General features: G+C 72.2%; 16 protein-coding genes. 9 read left to right on the forward strand and 7 right to left on the reverse strand.

Translation table 11 applies throughout. The features are described from left to right. Positions 1-70: 70 nt before the first annotated feature. Complete coding sequence (locus tag A4E84_RS17940; RefSeq protein ID WP_062927557.1) at positions 71-1,714, forward strand: DNA repair helicase XPB; 1,644 nt, start codon at positions 71-73, stop codon at positions 1,712-1,714. Between the two features lie 43 nt (positions 1,715-1,757). On the opposite strand, the gene A4E84_RS17945 is transcribed toward A4E84_RS17940, so the two are convergent. Next, complete coding sequence (locus tag A4E84_RS17945) at positions 1,758-1,946, reverse strand: hypothetical protein (protein WP_062927558.1); 189 nt, start codon at positions 1,944-1,946, stop codon at positions 1,758-1,760. A 292-nt stretch (positions 1,947-2,238) separates the two neighbouring features. Here A4E84_RS17945 and A4E84_RS17950 point away from each other — a divergent pair, with 292 nt between their 5' ends. Then, complete coding sequence (locus tag A4E84_RS17950) at positions 2,239-4,302, forward strand: HelD family protein (protein WP_062927559.1); 2,064 nt, start codon at positions 2,239-2,241, stop codon at positions 4,300-4,302. Between the two features lie 104 nt (positions 4,303-4,406). Here the strand turns inward: A4E84_RS17950 and A4E84_RS17955 are convergent, their stop codons facing one another. Both A4E84_RS17955 and A4E84_RS17960 read right to left on the reverse strand, forming a co-directional pair. Then, positions 4,407-5,102 carry a copper homeostasis protein CutC gene (locus A4E84_RS17955; RefSeq protein ID WP_062927560.1) on the reverse strand — a complete coding sequence of 232 codons (696 nt, stop codon included), beginning with the start codon at positions 5,100-5,102 and terminating at the stop codon, positions 4,407-4,409. 117 nt (positions 5,103-5,219) lie between these two features. Continuing rightward, positions 5,220-5,900, reverse strand: coding sequence for a maleylpyruvate isomerase family mycothiol-dependent enzyme (locus A4E84_RS17960; RefSeq protein WP_062927561.1), 681 nt, complete (start codon positions 5,898-5,900; stop codon positions 5,220-5,222). Positions 5,901-5,946: 46 nt separating this feature from the next. Between A4E84_RS17960 and A4E84_RS17965 the strand changes: the two genes are divergently transcribed. Then, positions 5,947-6,609: an HD domain-containing protein gene (locus tag A4E84_RS17965; protein ID WP_062927562.1), complete on the forward strand. Its 663-nt coding sequence runs from the start codon at positions 5,947-5,949 to the stop codon at positions 6,607-6,609. Positions 6,610-6,619: 10 nt separating this feature from the next. Next, a complete protein-coding gene (locus tag A4E84_RS17970; RefSeq protein WP_237304948.1) occupies positions 6,620-7,702 on the forward strand; it encodes a GNAT family N-acetyltransferase in 1,083 nt (360 codons plus the stop codon). Here the strand turns inward: A4E84_RS17970 and A4E84_RS17975 are convergent. Next, positions 7,672-7,959: a DUF4031 domain-containing protein gene (locus A4E84_RS17975; RefSeq protein WP_062927564.1), complete on the reverse strand. Its 288-nt coding sequence runs from the start codon at positions 7,957-7,959 to the stop codon at positions 7,672-7,674. The genes A4E84_RS17970 and A4E84_RS17975 overlap by 31 nt on opposite strands. A 7-nt stretch (positions 7,960-7,966) precedes the next feature. Then, positions 7,967-8,350 carry a hypothetical protein gene (locus tag A4E84_RS17980; protein ID WP_062927565.1) on the reverse strand — a complete coding sequence of 128 codons (384 nt, stop codon included), beginning with the start codon at positions 8,348-8,350 and terminating at the stop codon, positions 7,967-7,969. 55 nt (positions 8,351-8,405) lie between these two features. On the opposite strand from A4E84_RS17980, the gene A4E84_RS17985 reads away from it, so the two are divergent. Further along, entirely contained in the window at positions 8,406-9,341 is a 936-nt protein-coding gene (locus A4E84_RS17985) for a MurR/RpiR family transcriptional regulator (RefSeq protein WP_062927566.1), read from the forward strand. Positions 9,342-9,387: 46 nt separating this feature from the next. Beyond that, positions 9,388-10,323, forward strand: a complete 936-nt coding sequence (gene murQ, locus A4E84_RS17990; RefSeq protein ID WP_062927567.1) for an N-acetylmuramic acid 6-phosphate etherase — start codon at positions 9,388-9,390, stop codon at positions 10,321-10,323. A 4-nt stretch (positions 10,324-10,327) separates the two neighbouring features. On the opposite strand, the gene A4E84_RS17995 is transcribed toward murQ, so the two are convergent. After that, positions 10,328-12,367, reverse strand: a complete 2,040-nt coding sequence (locus A4E84_RS17995; protein ID WP_062927568.1) for a hypothetical protein — start codon at positions 12,365-12,367, stop codon at positions 10,328-10,330. Between the two features lie 135 nt (positions 12,368-12,502). Next, positions 12,503-12,748 (reverse strand): hypothetical protein, encoded by a 246-nt coding sequence (locus tag A4E84_RS18000; RefSeq protein WP_062927569.1) that lies wholly within the window; start codon positions 12,746-12,748, stop codon positions 12,503-12,505. A gap of 114 nt (positions 12,749-12,862) precedes the next feature. On the opposite strand from A4E84_RS18000, the gene A4E84_RS18005 reads away from it, so the two are divergent. The 3 genes from A4E84_RS18005 (at position 12,863) to A4E84_RS18015 (ending at position 14,959) form a co-directional block, all read left to right on the forward strand. Beyond that, positions 12,863-13,702: a helix-turn-helix domain-containing protein gene (locus A4E84_RS18005; RefSeq protein WP_062927570.1), complete on the forward strand. Its 840-nt coding sequence runs from the start codon at positions 12,863-12,865 to the stop codon at positions 13,700-13,702. Then, positions 13,686-13,898 (forward strand): DUF397 domain-containing protein, encoded by a 213-nt coding sequence (locus tag A4E84_RS18010; RefSeq protein WP_062927571.1) that lies wholly within the window; start codon positions 13,686-13,688, stop codon positions 13,896-13,898. The genes A4E84_RS18005 and A4E84_RS18010 overlap by 17 nt, the downstream gene beginning before the upstream one ends. A gap of 251 nt (positions 13,899-14,149) precedes the next feature. After that, positions 14,150-14,959 (forward strand): hypothetical protein, encoded by an 810-nt coding sequence (locus tag A4E84_RS18015; RefSeq protein ID WP_062927572.1) that lies wholly within the window; start codon positions 14,150-14,152, stop codon positions 14,957-14,959. Positions 14,960-14,968: the final 9 nt, after the last annotated feature.

The raw sequence follows: 14,968 nt of genomic DNA on the forward strand, positions 1-14,968 counted from the left end.
CTGGACGTTTGGCCGAGGCGTCGCGCTGTCGAGCCGTCCGAGCCCTCCGGCCGTAGAAAGGGTGCCGCGCGTGAATGGTCCGCTGATCGTCCAGTCCGACAAGACCCTGCTCCTGGAAGTCGACCACGAGCAGGCCGACGGCTGCCGCCGGGCCATCGCCCCGTTCGCGGAACTGGAGCGGGCGCCGGAGCACATCCACACCTACCGTGTGACGCCGCTGGGCCTGTGGAACGCCCGCGCGGCGGGGCACGACGCCGAGCAGGTCGTGGACGCGCTCGTGCAGTACAGCCGCTACCCGGTGCCGCACGCGCTGCTCGTCGACATCGCCGAGACGATGGACCGCTACGGCCGTCTCACCCTCTCCAAGCACCCCGCGCACGGACTGGTCCTGACCACCACCGACCGCCCGGTGCTGGAGGAGATCCTGCGGTCGAAGCGGGTCACGCCCCTGGTCGGCGCCCGCATCGACCCGGACACGGTCGTCGTGCACCCCTCCGAGCGAGGCCAGATCAAGCAGACGCTGCTGAAGCTGGGCTGGCCGGCCGAGGACCTCGCCGGGTACGTCGACGGCGAGGCGCACGAGATCGAGCTGGCCGAGGACGGCTGGGCGCTGCGGCCGTACCAGAAGCAGGCCGTGGAGAACTTCTGGCACGGCGGTTCGGGCGTGGTCGTCCTGCCCTGCGGCGCCGGGAAGACGCTGGTCGGCGCCGGGTCGATGGCCCAGGCGAAGTCGACCACCCTCATCCTCGTCACCAACACCGTCTCCGCGCGGCAGTGGAAGCACGAGCTGGTGAAGCGGACGTCGCTCACCGAGGACGAGATCGGCGAGTACAGCGGGACGAAGAAGGAGATCCGGCCCGTCACGATCGCCACGTACCAGGTGCTGACGACCCGGCGCAAGGGCGTCTACCCGCACCTGGAGCTGTTCGACTCGCGGGACTGGGGGCTGATCGTCTACGACGAGGTGCACCTGCTGCCCGCGCCGGTCTTCAAGTTCACCGCCGACCTCCAGGCGCGCCGGCGGCTCGGTCTGACCGCCACCCTGGTGCGCGAGGACGGCCGCGAGTCGGACGTGTTCTCCCTGATCGGTCCCAAGCGGTTCGACGCGCCGTGGAAGGAGATCGAGGCGCAGGGCTACATCGCGCCCGCCGACTGCGTCGAGGTCCGGGTCAATCTGACCGACTCCGAGCGGCTCGCGTACGCCACGGCCGAGACGGAGGAGAAGTACCGCTTCTGCGCGACGACCGCGACGAAGCGGAAGGTGACCGAGGCGATCGTGCGGCGGTTCGCCGGGCAGCAGATCCTCGTGATCGGGCAGTACATCGACCAGCTCGACGAGCTCGGGGAGCATCTGGGCGCGCCCGTGATCAAGGGCGAGACGTCGAACGCGCAGCGGGAGAAGCTCTTCGACGCCTTCCGCGAGGGCGAGATCAGCGTGCTCGTCGTGTCCAAGGTCGCGAACTTCTCGATCGACCTGCCGGAGGCGACGGTCGCCATCCAGGTCTCGGGCACCTTCGGCTCCCGGCAGGAGGAGGCCCAGCGCCTCGGCCGGGTGCTGCGCCCCAAGTCCGACGGCCACCAGGCGCACTTCTACTCGGTGGTCGCCCGGGACACCATCGACCAGGACTTCGCGGCCCACCGCCAGCGCTTCCTGGCGGAGCAGGGCTACGCGTACCGGATCATGGACGCGGACGAGCTGCTGGCGGAGAGCTGACGGGGCCGGGCCGGTCGGCTCCCTTGCGGCGGACCACGCGTCCTCACTTGCGGCGGACCACGCCGACTTCCTCTCCGTACTGACCGAGGACGACCACGTCGAAGGCGGCGCCCGCGAAGACCTTGACGGCGCGCAGGGCATCGCCGAGGCGGTGGCGGTGGCTGCCTGCCACGGCGGTGGCGCCGGGCGGGCGGCCCGGTGCCGGGGCGGGGTGAATGGTTGCTGCGCTCATGTCTCCATGGTGCGTTTTCGTCCGTAAAGCCCGCGTCGGTCTCCGGACCGAACTGTGCGGTGGTCCGCGTACGCCCGTGGGGCGATCCGGCCCCCTCGGGGAGGAGGGCTCTGTCCCCTAGGGGACGAGGGGGCAGGGGAACCGGAAGGGGGAAAACCGTTCGCGGCCGGCGCCCCCGCTCCTCTAGGATCTCCGCTCTTGCCCGCCTCCGCCACGGAGTGCCGCCGACCGGACGGAAACCGGCCGGCATCTCACCGCCCACTCTTCAGCAGGTCCCTCCGGAGGCACCCCCTTGTCCACGCCCGTCGACGACCCGCTCGCGCGTGAGCGCTCCCACCTCTGCGCGTCCCGTTCCGCCCTGCGTGCCATGCGCGAGGGCGTCGAGGCCCTCGACATCAGCGACGTCACCGCGAACTGGGTCAACGCCGAGGCGCTGGCCCACCAGATCGAGAAACGCATCAAGGCGCTGGCCGACCTCAGCGGCACCCCGCTGTTCTTCGGCCGGCTCGACTACCTGCACGCCCCGGACGCCGAGGAGGCGGAGGGCGCGGAAGGCGAGCGCTTCTACATCGGACGCCGCCATGTGCACGACCACGACGGCGACCCCATGGTCATCGACTGGCGCGCGCCGGTCTCGCAGCCGTTCTACCGGGCCTCCAAGAAGGACCCGATGGACATCGCGCTGCGCCGCCGCTTCGGCTACACGGGCGGCGACCTCACGGCGTACGAGGACGAGCACCTGTCCGACCCGGCGGCTGTGACACCATCCGGCTCCGCCGGGGAGGCCCGGACCAGCAAGCTGCTCCAGCAGGAGATCGAGCGGCCGCGTGTCGGCCCGATGCGGGACATCGTCGCGACGATCCAGCCGGAGCAGGACGAGATCGTCCGGTCCGGCCTGTCCGGCACGGTGTGCGTGCAGGGCGGCCCGGGCACCGGGAAGACCGCCGTCGGCCTGCACCGGGTCGCCTATCTCCTCTACGCCCACCGCGAGCGGCTCGCCCGTACCGGCACGCTGGTCATCGGCCCGAACCGGTCCTTCCTGCACTACATCGAGCAAGTCCTGCCCGCGCTGGGCGAGCTGGCCGTCCAGCAGGCCACCGTCGACGACCTCGTCGCCCATGTCGAGATCAAGGGCACGGACGACGCGACGGCCGCCGTCGTCAAGGGCGACGCCCGGCTGGCGCAGGTGCTGCGCAGGGCCCTCTACTCGCACGTCACGATGCCCGCCGAACCGGTCGTGGTCGTGCGCGGCTCCCGCCGCTGGCGGGTCCCGGCCTACGAACTGGAAGAACTCGTCCGCGAGTTGCTCGACCGGGACATCCGCTACGGCGCCGCCCGCGAGGCCCTGCCGCAGCGCATCGCGCACGCCGTGCTGGTACAGATGGAACGGTCGGGTGAGGCGCCGGACGACCGGGTGCAGGACGCGGTGGCCCGCAACAGCGCGGTCAAGGCGGCGGTCAAGGCGGTCTGGCCGGCCGTCGACCCGGCCAAGCTGGTGCTGCGGCTGCTGTCGGACGCGGAGTTCCTCGCCACCCACGCCGAAGGGATCCTCGACGGGGACGAGCAGAAGGCGATCCTGTGGGCCAAGCCGGCGCGCAGCGTGAAGTCGGCCAAGTGGTCCCCCGCGGACGCCGTCCTGATCGACGAGGCCACCGACCTGATCCAGCGCACGCACTCCCTCGGCCACGTCGTCCTCGACGAGGCGCAGGACCTCTCCCCCATGCAGTACCGGGCGGTCGGCCGCCGCTGCACCACCGGAAGCGCCACCGTCCTCGGCGACCTGGCGCAGGGCACGACGCCCTGGGCGACCCGGAGCTGGCAGGAGGCACTGGCGCACCTCGGCAAGCAGGACGCCCTGGTGGAGGAACTGACGGCGGGTTTCCGCGTCCCGACGGACGTCATCACCTACGCCTCCCGGCTGCTCCCGCACATCGCCCCGGGCCTCACCCCGGTCGTGTCGATCCGCGAGAACCCGGGCCACTTCGAAGTCCGGCCGGTCTCCGGCGGCAAGGACGTGGTCGAGGCCTGCCGCGAGTCGCTGCGCCACGAGGGCTCGACGGGCCTGATCGCGGCGGACGCCCGCGTGCCCGAGCTGGCCGAGGCCCTGACGGAGGCCGGCATCCCGTACCTCGGCCCCGGCGAGGAGACCACCCAGGACACCCGCCTGACCCTGGTCCCGGCGTCGCTGGCGAAGGGCCTGGAGTACGACTACGTGGTCCTGGACGACCCCCGGGCGGTGGTAGCCGCAGAACCGGACGAACGCACGGGCCTACGCCGCCTGTACGTGGCACTGACGAGGGCGGTATCGGGCCTGACGGTGACCCACACGGCCCCGCTGCCGGACCAACTGGCTTAGCTGCGGGCGTGCGTGCCGCCGGGGGGGGCGGCACGGGTGGGCGCAGCGGTACCTCGTCGCGCCGAGCCGCGCACCCACCCGGCGCCGGCCCCGACGCGCAGTTCCTACTGAGCGCCATCCACCGCAGCCCGCCACACCGCGACCGCCTCGACGGACACCGGCTCGTCCCACCCCCGAGGCCGAGCCGCCCCGCCGATATGAAACCCATCGACCCCGGCCTTCGACAGCACCGGCACATGCTCCAGCCGCAACCCGCCCCCCACCAGCAACCGCTGTTCATACCCGGGCTCCCCGGCCCGCCCGGCCTCAGCGAGCAGCACAGGCAGCCCCTCGTCGACCCCACCCGCAGCCCCGGCCGTCAGGTACGTGTCCAGCCCCGGCATCCCGTCCAACTGCTTACGCAGGGCGTCCCGGTCGGCGGCCCGGTCGATGGCCCGGTGGAATGTCCAGGGGCATCCGTCCAGGACCGCGACCACCCGCTCCACGGCGGCGAGATCAACCGCACCCCCTCCGTCGAGGAACCCCAGCACGAACTCCTCCGCCCCGGCCTCCCGCAGCTCCGCAGCCGTATCGGCGAGCCGGTCGACATCACCCGCGGCGAACCCGTCAGCCGGCCGGATCATCACCCGCAGGGAGATGTCGACCGCCCCCCGGATCCCGGCGACGGTGGCGGCCGACGGTGTGAGCCCGTCGGCCGCCATGTCGGTGACCAGTTCAAGGCGGTCCGCGCCTCCCGCCTGGGCGGCGACCGCGTCCTCGACGCCGAGGGCGATCACCTCCAGGACTGCACGCTTGCTCATGGGGCCCCTTCGTCGGGATGGCGTCGGCGTTCGGACGCCCGGCGGTTGCGACAGGTCTAGTCCAATCAAGACTACGCTGCCCACTCCCGCGGAATCCGAAGCCCCCGGGGCCCCGCCTCAGCCGTAGATGTTCAGCTCCTTCGCCTCGACCCCGGCCAGCTCGAACGCCGCCGCCCCGTCGACCGGCCGCCCCGTGTACAGCCGTACGAGTGTCGGTCCGTCCCCGATGAAACGGCCCGGGGGCCGCTCCCCGCCGCTCTCCCCCAGTCGCAGCGGCTCGTCCAGGTCGTCGAGGTCGGCGTGCAGCGGCACGTGCCCCCGCTCGCGGGTGATCCGGGCGAGCAGCGCGAGCGCGTCCGGCAGCCCGGCCCCGCCGTACGCCCCCGGCTCGCCGAGGGCCTCGCGGACGTCCCCGGCGTGCACCCACTCCCCGAGGGCGAGGCCGTCCAGCCTGCCGTCGGCCCCGGCGATCGCGGCTCCGGCCGCGCCCATCCCTCGCTCCAGTTCGTCGACGACCTGCGCGTCGCTCCACTCGGCCCGGTCCGCGATGTCCCGGTCGTTGGACTCGGGTGAGAACACGCCCTCCTCGAACCTGCCCTCCGCCACCCGGGTCAGCGCGGCCGAGCAGTGCGCCAGCACGTCCCGCACCGTCCAGCCCGGACACGCGGCGACAGGCCGCGCGAAGTCCTCCCCGGCCCGGCCCCGCAGCAGCGGGATCAGCGCGTCACGCTCGATCGTCAGCAGCCGCCCGGGCTGCTCGGGGTCCCGTACGTCTGGAACATCAGCAGGTGTCGTCATGCCCCCACGCTAGGTGCCCGACCCCGCTCGGCGGGAGAATGCCCCCATGGCCGATCTCGACTCCCTGCGAACCCGCTTCGCCCGCACCCTGGAAGCGACCCGGGGCGCGGCCGGCGGCCCGGACCCGGCGCCGTACGCCGACAACCTGCTCACCCGCTGGCAGGAGCCCCAGCGCCGCTACCACACGGTCGGACACCTCACGGCGGTCCTCGACCGCGTCGACGAACTGGAGCGGTACGCGCACGACCCGGACGTGGTCCGGCTGGCCGCCTGGTTCCACGACGCGGTGTACCTGCCCGACCGCTCCGAGAACGAGGAGCGCTCGGCGCGCCTCGCCGAACGCGCCCTCGCCGAAGCCGGCGTGCCCGACGCGAAGACCGCCGAGGTGGCCCGCCTGGTCCGGCTCACCGTCACCCACGACCCCGCCGACGACGACCCCGACGGCCAGGTCCTGTGCGACGCCGACCTCGCGGTCCTCGCCTCGCCCCCGTCGGCGTACGCCGCCTACACCGCGGCCGTCCGCGCGGAGTACCACTTCGTCCCCAACGACGCCTTCCGCGAGGGGCGCGCCACGATCCTGCGCCAGCTCCTCGCTCTCCCCCGCCTGTTCAGGACACCGCACGGCACCGCCGCGTGGGAGGTCACGGCCCGCTACAACCTCACGGCCGAGCTGGAAATGCTGTCGCTCCCATCCCGGGACGCCTCGTAGCCTGCCCGCCATGTGGACAACGGGAGCGGAACAGGTGGAGCAGGCCGTCGCCGAGTGCGTGGGGCTGCTGGGGGCGGTCACCGAGGGGGACTGGGAAGGCGTACGGGCGGGGCGGCTCGACTGGGACTGCCGGCGGACGGCGGTGCACATCGCCGAGGACCTCATCGCGTACGCGGGGCAGCTGGCGGGGCGGGAGCAGGACGGGTACGCGCCGTTCGAGCTGTCGATGGAGGAGGACACGGGCAACGCGGACGTGCTGCGGGTGATCGGCACGACGGGTGCCCTGCTCGCGGCCGCGATCCGTACCGCCCCGCGGCACGTGCGGGCCTTCCATCCGTACCCCTTCCGCAGCGCGAACCGTGAGGGGTTCGCCGCGATGGGCGTGATCGAGGTGCTGCTGCACACACACGACATCTGCGAGGGGCTGGGCCTGTCGTACGAACCGGCGCCCGAGCTGTGCGACTTCGTGCTCACCCGGATCTTCCCGCACGTCCAGCCCGGCCCCACCCCGTGGCCGACCCTGCTGTGGGCCACCGGCCGGGGGGATCTGGCAGGCCGCGCCCCGCTCACCGAGTGGCGCTGGAACAACAACCTGGTGCTCGACACCGAGCGGCTCACCCTGGAGGGCGTCACGCCCGCGGCGGCCACCGACCTGTCCACGGTCGGCGACGGCGGCTTCGAGTGGATCGAGGGCGGCCCGGTCGAGGGCACCCGGGTCGGCGCCGGGCTGGTGTACAAGCAGTACGAGGACGGGACCCACCGGCCGGAGTGGGGCATGTACGTGCTCGTCCGGCGCGAGGACGGCCGCGCGCTCGGCGCCATGGGCTTCCACGGCGTCCCGGACGCGGCGGGGCGGGTCGAGATCGGCTACGACCTGGTCGAGGGCGCCCGCGGCCACGGCTACGCCACCGAGGCGCTGCGCACGCTGTCGGCCCGGGCGCTGAAGCGGGACGGGGTGCGGACCGTGCTCGCGAACGTCGAGCGGGGCAACCTGCCGTCGCAGAACGTGCTCGCCCGGGCCGGATTCATCCAGGTGCCCGCCGAGGACCCCGAGCTTCTGGCCTACGAGCTGCGCGAACCCCGCGAGGGATAGCGCCCCTTGGGCCACCGCAGCCCCGCCGCGTGCAGCAGCCGCACCACCTCACGGCTGCTGACCTCCACGGCCCCGGCGGCCACCACGTCGGCGTACCGCTCGTCGGGGATGTCGTAGTGGTCGCGCTCGAAGGCCCGGCGGGGGACGCCGAGGCGCGCGGCGAAGGTGTGGAGCTCCTCGTAGGAGACGTCGCTGACGAGGTGGGACCACATGCGGCCGTGGCCGGGCCAGGTCGGCGGGTCGATGTAGATCGTCACGAAGGCCTCACGAGGACGCCGGCCCGCCGATGGCCTCGCCCAGCGATCCCACCGCGGCGACCTTCACGCCCGCCTCGCTGCACACCCAGTGCGGGTCGGGCCCCAACTCCGGTTCCACGTCGAGGGCGTGCGGCTCACCGGCCCCGCACACCGGGCACAGCGGCCAGCGGCCGTACCGCTCCAGCAGGGCGTCCTGGACGTCCTGCGCGACCAGGCCGGCCACGTACCGGGCGCCCTCGGGCCACTGCTCGACCCACCATCGCCGCTGTGTGACGGAGTCCTCGACCAGGGACACGACATCCGCCTCGGCGACGCGTCCCGCGACGAGGTCGGCCAGCACGAGGGCGCGCGCGGCGTGCAGCGCCTGCTCCAGGGGGCTGATGGGTTCCATGCACCCATTGTGCGCACTCTTGACCCCGGCGCCGCGCCGAAAATATCTTTCAATCGTGACCCGTGACGTGAAGGAAATTTTCGCCCGCGAGCGGAGCGGCTCCTTGGGGGCGAGCGGCGCCCCACCCGCCCCCGCCGCCCTCGCGGCCAAGGTCCGCACGCTGGGCCCGTCGATGACGCGCTCCATGCAGCGCGTTGCCGAGGCCGTCGCCGGCGACCCGGCCGGCTGCGCGGCCCTCACGGTCACCGGCCTCGCCGAACTCACCGGCACCAGCGAGGCGACCGTCGTACGCACCGCCCGCCTGCTGGGCTATCCGGGTTACCGGGACCTGCGCCTGGCGCTCGCCGGCCTCGCCGCGCAGCAGCAGTCGGGCCGCGCCCCGGCCATCACGACGGACATCGCGGTGGACGACCCGATCGCCGACGTGGTCGCCAAGCTCGCCTACGACGAGCAGCAGACCCTCGCCGACACCGCCGCCGGCCTCGACACCGTCCAACTGGGCGCGGCCGTGGCCGCACTGGCCACGGCCCGCCGCACCGACGTGTACGGCGTCGGGGCGTCCGGCCTGGTCGCCCAGGACCTCACGCAGAAGCTGCTGCGCATAGGACTCATGGCCCACGCCCACAGCGACCCGCACCTCGCCGTCACCAACGCCGTGCAACTGCGCGCGGGCGATGTCGCGGTGGCCGTCACGCACTCCGGGTCGACGGGGGACGTCATCGAGCCGCTGCGGGTCGCCTTCGAGCGCGGCGCGACGACGGTGGCCATCACCGGCCGCCCGGACGGCCCGGTCACGCAGTACGCCGATCATGTCCTCACCACGTCCACCGCACGCGAGAGCGAGCTGCGCCCGGCGGCGATGTCGTCCCGCACGGGCCAGCTCCTCGTGGTGGACTGCCTGTTCGTGGGGGTGGCGCAGCGGACGTACGAGACGGCGGCGCCGGCGCTCTCGGCGTCGTACGAGGCGCTGGCCCACCGGCATCGTTCCTGAGGCAGCCGCCCCGCCCAGCACCGGAAAGACACGGAAAGAGCCGTCCATGACCTCCACCTCCAGCCCCCGCGATGTCAGGACCGAGTTGGAGTCCCTGACCACCGAGGCCTTCCGGCCGGAACTCGCGGACATCGACCGGCTGCCCACCCTCGACATCGCCCGGCTGATGAACGGCGAGGACGCCACCGTCGCCGGGGCGGTCGCGGCCCGGCTGCCGCAGATCGCCGCCGCGATCGACGCCGTCGCGGAGCGGATGGCCCGGGGCGGCCGCCTGGTCTACGCGGGCGCGGGCACGGCGGGCCGGATGGGCGTCCTGGACGCCTCCGAGTGTCCTCCCACGTTCAACACCGACCCCTCCCGGGTCGTCGGCCTGATCGCGGGCGGCCGGGACGCCGTGGTCACCTCGGTGGAGGGCGCTGAGGACTCGCGGGAACTGGCCGAGGCGGACCTGGAGGTCCTCGCCCTGACCCCCGACGACACGGTGGTCGGCATCTCCGCCTCCGGCCGCCCCCCGTACGCCATCGGCGCGGTCGAACACGCCCGCGCCCGCCGCTCCCTCACCATCGGCCTCGCCTGCAACCCCGGCAGCCCGCTCGCGGCCGCCGCCGACCACGGCATCGAGATCGTCGTGGGCCCCGAACTGCTCACCGGCTCCACCCGCCTGAAGGCGGGCACGGCGCAGAAGCTCGTCCTCAACATGCTCTCGACGATCACGATGATCCGGCTGGGCAAGACCTACGGGAACCTGATGGTCGACGTCCGCGCGTCGAACGATAAGCTCCGGGCCCGCTCCCACCGCATCGTCGCCCTCGCCACCGGCGCCGCCGAGGAGGACATCGAGCGGGCCCTGACCGCCACGGACGGCGAGGTCAAGAACGCGATCCTCGCCCTCCTGGCCGACGTCGACGGACCGACGGCGGCCAGGCTGCTGGAGGAGTCCGACGGCCACCTGCGCGAGGCCCTGGCGGCTGCCGCCGGCTGAACCGTCACGCGCCCACGACCACCCTCTGCACCTCCCCCTCCCCCAGCCGCTCGGCCTGCTCCGCCGTCGCCTTCTCGGCCAGGACGTTGACCGCCGTGTTGAACCGCTCCATCGACGTGGGGCGGTCCGGGCCGAGGACGTACTCCTTGAGGACCCGGCGCTCGGGTGCCATCGGGTCGCGGCCCGGCGCGCGCACCGAGTCGAGGATCTCCGGCAGGCGGGTGCAGGCCCGGTCCAGGAGGTACGCGCCCCCGGCGGTGGTGTACGCCGCCCGGAAGTCCTCGTCGGGCAGATCGTTCGCGTTGGTCAGGACGTACGGCTTGAGGCTCGCCACGAAGTCCGCGACCACGGACGAGACGTCGCTGACGAGGACGTCGGCCTGGTCGAAGCACTCGTACAGCGTGGGCAGTTGCTTGAGGATCACCTGGTGCCGGACCGGCCCCCGGCTCTGCCAGAAGAGCCGGTGCCACTCGGCCCGCAGCTCGTGCCACTCCGCCTCCCCGTCCCGGACGGGGATCCGCGCATCGCGCACCTGCTGGGCGTCGTCGCCGGTGAGCCGCCCGGACAGTTCGCCGAGCCGGGCCTGGATCTCCGCGAGCCGCGGCCGGGCGGCGGCGATCGCGGCCTCGGCCTCCTGGGCGTCCCGGGCGTCCCGCCGCTCGTTGTCTGCGCGCAGCAGCTCCCGGACGGCCCGGTCCGCCTCGGCCGCCACCCGGGAGCGCTTGCCGGTGAGCGGGTGCGGCTTGTAGAGGACCCGGACGTTCTCGGCGAGCAGCTTCTCGACCAGCGGCACGCCCATCGGGATCAGCGACGTGTGGCAGTCGTCGTCGCTCCAGCCCTCCCACGTCGGCGCGTACAGCACGGTCGGCACCGGTCCCGGAACGTGGTCGGCGTGCAGCCGGATCGACGACAGCTGCGGGCGGCCCACCTCGACGATCGCCGAGTCGCTGATGGCGTGCCGCACCCGCTGGTAGCGGTCGCGCCCGGCCCGCCCGGCCACCCAGATCTCGTCGTACACCTTGCTCACCCGGTTGCTGCTGGCGAGCTTGTCGCTGTCGCCGTGCCCGATGAACACGTGCTTGGCCTCGGCGACGCGCAGCATGTGCACGTTCTTGCCCGCGTTGCCCGGGTAGAGGACGACCCGCAGCTCGGGCAGCTCCAGCTGCGCCACGTCGTCGGCCTTCGGCACGCACACGACCGGGATCGACGTACGGCCCAGGTAGCGGAACGAGGCCCGCTCCCTCAGGATGATCAGCGGCCGCCGGTCGAGCTGCTCCAGCGTCTCGATCCACATGTTGACCTGGTACATGAAGTCCCGCGACACGGAAGCGAAGCTGAAGTACAGCGCCACCTCCGGCCGGTATCCGGCGAGTTGCCGGTTGAGCTCGGCGATCACCTCGGCGTCCGGCGGCATCCGGCGGGCCCGGCGCAGCTGCCCCAGCAGCGCCGCCACGGCCGCGACCGCCAGCCCGGCGGTGAGGGCGAACCCGATGCCGGCTGACTGCCACGCCCCGGCCGCGAGCGCGGCGAGGAGCCCGGCGTGGGCCGGCACGTCGAGATGCAGCAGCTTGCGCAGGAAGCGCCGGTAGAGGAGCGCGGGCGGCGACTGCTGGATGCCCGCCCCGCTCATGTCGAGGTTGCGCACCACGACCGACAGCGTGCGGCGCCGCCGGATGGCGTGGTGCACCGCCGTATACATGATCACCATGCCGAAGTGGACGCTGAACACGGCCAGCGCGGCCACCAGCACCGCTTCCGGCGCGCCCATCCGCTCGGCCAGCGCGAGCAGCATCACCGTCCGCACGGCGAACCGCATCGTCCGGGTCAGCTGCAACGCGGCCAGCCGCCGCACGAAGGCGGGAGCCCGCGTGTGCAGCACCTCGTCCACGGCGTACGTCACGGCCGAGGCCGCGGCGAAGCCCCACAGTGAGGGGAGCAGCGCGAAGACGGGCAGTGCGGCGAATCCGGCGGCGAACAGGAACACAAGCAAAAGGTCGGTCTTCCCGCGCACACGCAGGACACCGCACAGCCAACGGAACGTCATAAGACAGGATTCCTCTGGGGAAAGGATGTGATTTCCGGAGTGGCGTGCGGTGGGGCGAACGCCGGTGTATGCGCGATACGCCTGTTCGACGGTGGCGGAGGGCGAATGGTTGTACATCCATCGTTGGCTATTACTTCACCGTGACTTGGGCTCCCGGTTGACTTGCCGAACGCGAGCCCGCAAGGCCTCCCGCACGGGCAACGACCGCAGCACGTCGGTGAGTTGCTCGGCCGTCCGTACGTTGCACCGCCCCAGATCGACCAGCGCGAACGGCTCGTCACTCGCGGCCGTGACCGGGTCCACGCGCAGGGACGGCAACACGACACCGACCCCCGCGAGAGCGTCCCGCAGCGACTTCACGATCTCTTCGGTCGAGCGCATCCCGTCCTACCTCCACGCTGAGTTGGCGAATCACCACACAGCGTGTCCGACGCGTCCCTAACCTGGCCAGACACGGCGGTCCAACAACCCGATCCGTACGACAGGGAGTCGCCCATGCCCGGATCCAGGGACCTCGACCCGTCCTCCTCCCCTCGGGCCCTCCTGGGCGCCGAACTCCGCCACGCCCGAGAAAAGGCCGGCCTGAGCCAGGAGGAACTGGGACAGCGGCTGTTCGTGAGCGGGTCGTTCATCGGGCAGCTGGAGGCGGGGACGCGGAGGTTGCAGCGGGAGTACGCGCGGTTGCTGGACGAGGTGCTGGGGACGGAGGACTTCTTCCAGCGGAACTGTGCGGCGGCGGCGAAGTCGAAGTATCCGGAGCACTTTGCGGAGGCGGCGGAGGCAGAGGCTGCGGCTACTGAGATCCGACAGTTCGCGCCGCTCCTCATTCCCGGGCTGCTGCAAACCGCCGCGTACGCACGGGCCGTCTTCCGCGCGTACCGGCCCACAGCACCGGAGCAGGTGATCGAGGAGTTGGTGACGGCCCGGACGGAGAGGGCCCGCATCCTCGACGTTCCAACAAGCCCGTTGTTGTGGACGGTGCTTGACGAGGCTGCACTGCGTCGGCAGACCGGCGGCCCGGAGGTCATGGCCGAGGCACTACGTCACGTCACTGCCCTGATCCGCCGGAACCGGATCATCGCGCAGGTGTTGCCCTTCAGCGCGGGCGCCCACGCCTCGATGGAGGGCTCCATGAAGCTCATGGACTTCGAGGACGCCCCTCCGCTGCTCTACTTCGAGGGGGTCGGCACGGGGCGGCTGGAGGATGACCCGGCAACCGTCCGGTATCAGCGGCGCACCTTCCAACTACTGACCGCGTACGCCCTCTCGCCGGAAAGGTCCCTGGTTCTCATCGAGGACATCGCGCAGGATGGCAGCCATGAGGAGCATCCCTGAGTACGACCTGGACGGCGCGACCTGGCACAAGTCCAGCTACAGCGGCGGCAGCGGCGGCGACTGCCTGGAAATAGCCGACGGCCACCCCAGCCTCACCCCCGTCCGCGACTCCAAGACCCCTCACGGCCCGAAGCTCGTGTTCCGGGCGATGGCCTGGACCGCATTCGTCGAGAACCTCAAGGACGAGACGGCCTGAGCTTCGGGACCCGGGCTTCGAGCCCTCTTTTCAAGGAACGGGTGGAGGGCCTCAACCCACCCTCCCACCCAGTGAGTTGACGCGACGCGTTCGGCTTGCCACGGACAGTCACATACCTCTACCGTTCCTGGACAAGCAACAGCCCCCGCCCGGTGCGCCAACACCTGCGGGGGCTTAACCAACGAGATCGAAAGACAGTCGATCCCATGGCTGACGCCAACTTTAGTGCCGCCGTCCCGTCCGCGCACCCCATGGCGGGGCCGGGCTACGGCAAACGCACCACCCCCGGCCAACTCCCCGGCACGAAACACGACTTCGCCCACCTCCCGCCCCGCGAAGCCGCCATCGCCGCCTACCTCGACCGGCTCCCCGACGGCGCCGACATCTCCGTGAAGACGCTGGCCAAACAGCTCCCCTACGGACAGTGCGCCCTCGGCACGGCCCTCAACCGCATCCAGCAGGCGGGCCACCTGCGCCGAGGCCGGGAGTGCGTGACGGCCGACGACGGCAGCTCCCGCTGGATCACCCGAACGTGGTTCACCCGCACCGCACGGGATGACGACTGGTGGACGGCGTTCACCCGCGGCGACGCACCACGGCCGCAGACTGCACGCCCGACCCGATCCCGGGCCCACATCCTCCTCGCCGCCCTCGGCCGCACAGCACCCGTCCTGTCCCTCTCCGAGGCGGACTGCGCGACCCTCGCCCCACTCGTGGCGGAGTGGTTCGAGCGGGGCGCATCGGAAGACGACGTACTGCGAGCGCTCACCGCCGGCCTGCCGACGCCCGTCCACCACGCCGCCGCGCTGGTCCGAAACCGCCTGACCAGCAAACTTCCATCCCCACCACCCCCTCCCCGCCCACCCCTACGGATCCTGGAGTGCGCGAACTGCGGCGCCCCGGGGCGTCCGGAAACCCTGCCAGGGGGTCGTTGCAGCGCCTGCCGGGGCGAACGCGCCCCCGCACAACCCGCTGCACCCCTTTCCGCCCCTACGGTCCACGCCCACGCGGCTGTGATCCGCGCGGCGATGTCCCGACGACGCCACGATTGCGCCGACTGAGGACAATGG

Origin of the sequence: Streptomyces qaidamensis, assembly GCF_001611795.1 — a bacterium.
GTDB classification, from domain to species: Bacteria; Actinomycetota; Actinomycetes; order Streptomycetales; family Streptomycetaceae; genus Streptomyces; species Streptomyces qaidamensis.

Coding starts and splice junctions, on each gene's coding strand:
- A4E84_RS17995 (WP_062927568.1), bottom strand. CDS start 12,367: ATGACGTTCCGTTGGCTGTGCGGTGTCCTGCGTGTGCGCGGGAAGACC.
- A4E84_RS17965 (WP_062927562.1), top strand. CDS start 5,947: ATGGCCGATCTCGACTCCCTGCGAACCCGCTTCGCCCGCACCCTGGAA.
- A4E84_RS17970 (WP_237304948.1), top strand. CDS start 6,620: ATGTGGACAACGGGAGCGGAACAGGTGGAGCAGGCCGTCGCCGAGTGC.
- A4E84_RS18015 (WP_062927572.1), top strand. CDS start 14,150: ATGGCGGGGCCGGGCTACGGCAAACGCACCACCCCCGGCCAACTCCCC.
- A4E84_RS17945 (WP_062927558.1), bottom strand. CDS start 1,946: ATGAGCGCAGCAACCATTCACCCCGCCCCGGCACCGGGCCGCCCGCCC.
- A4E84_RS18010 (WP_062927571.1), top strand. CDS start 13,686: ATGAGGAGCATCCCTGAGTACGACCTGGACGGCGCGACCTGGCACAAG.
- A4E84_RS18000 (WP_062927569.1), bottom strand. CDS start 12,748: ATGCGCTCGACCGAAGAGATCGTGAAGTCGCTGCGGGACGCTCTCGCG.
- murQ (WP_062927567.1), top strand. CDS start 9,388: ATGACCTCCACCTCCAGCCCCCGCGATGTCAGGACCGAGTTGGAGTCC.
- A4E84_RS17955 (WP_062927560.1), bottom strand. CDS start 5,102: ATGAGCAAGCGTGCAGTCCTGGAGGTGATCGCCCTCGGCGTCGAGGAC.
- A4E84_RS17960 (WP_062927561.1), bottom strand. CDS start 5,900: ATGACGACACCTGCTGATGTTCCAGACGTACGGGACCCCGAGCAGCCC.
- A4E84_RS17980 (WP_062927565.1), bottom strand. CDS start 8,350: ATGGAACCCATCAGCCCCCTGGAGCAGGCGCTGCACGCCGCGCGCGCC.
- A4E84_RS18005 (WP_062927570.1), top strand. CDS start 12,863: ATGCCCGGATCCAGGGACCTCGACCCGTCCTCCTCCCCTCGGGCCCTC.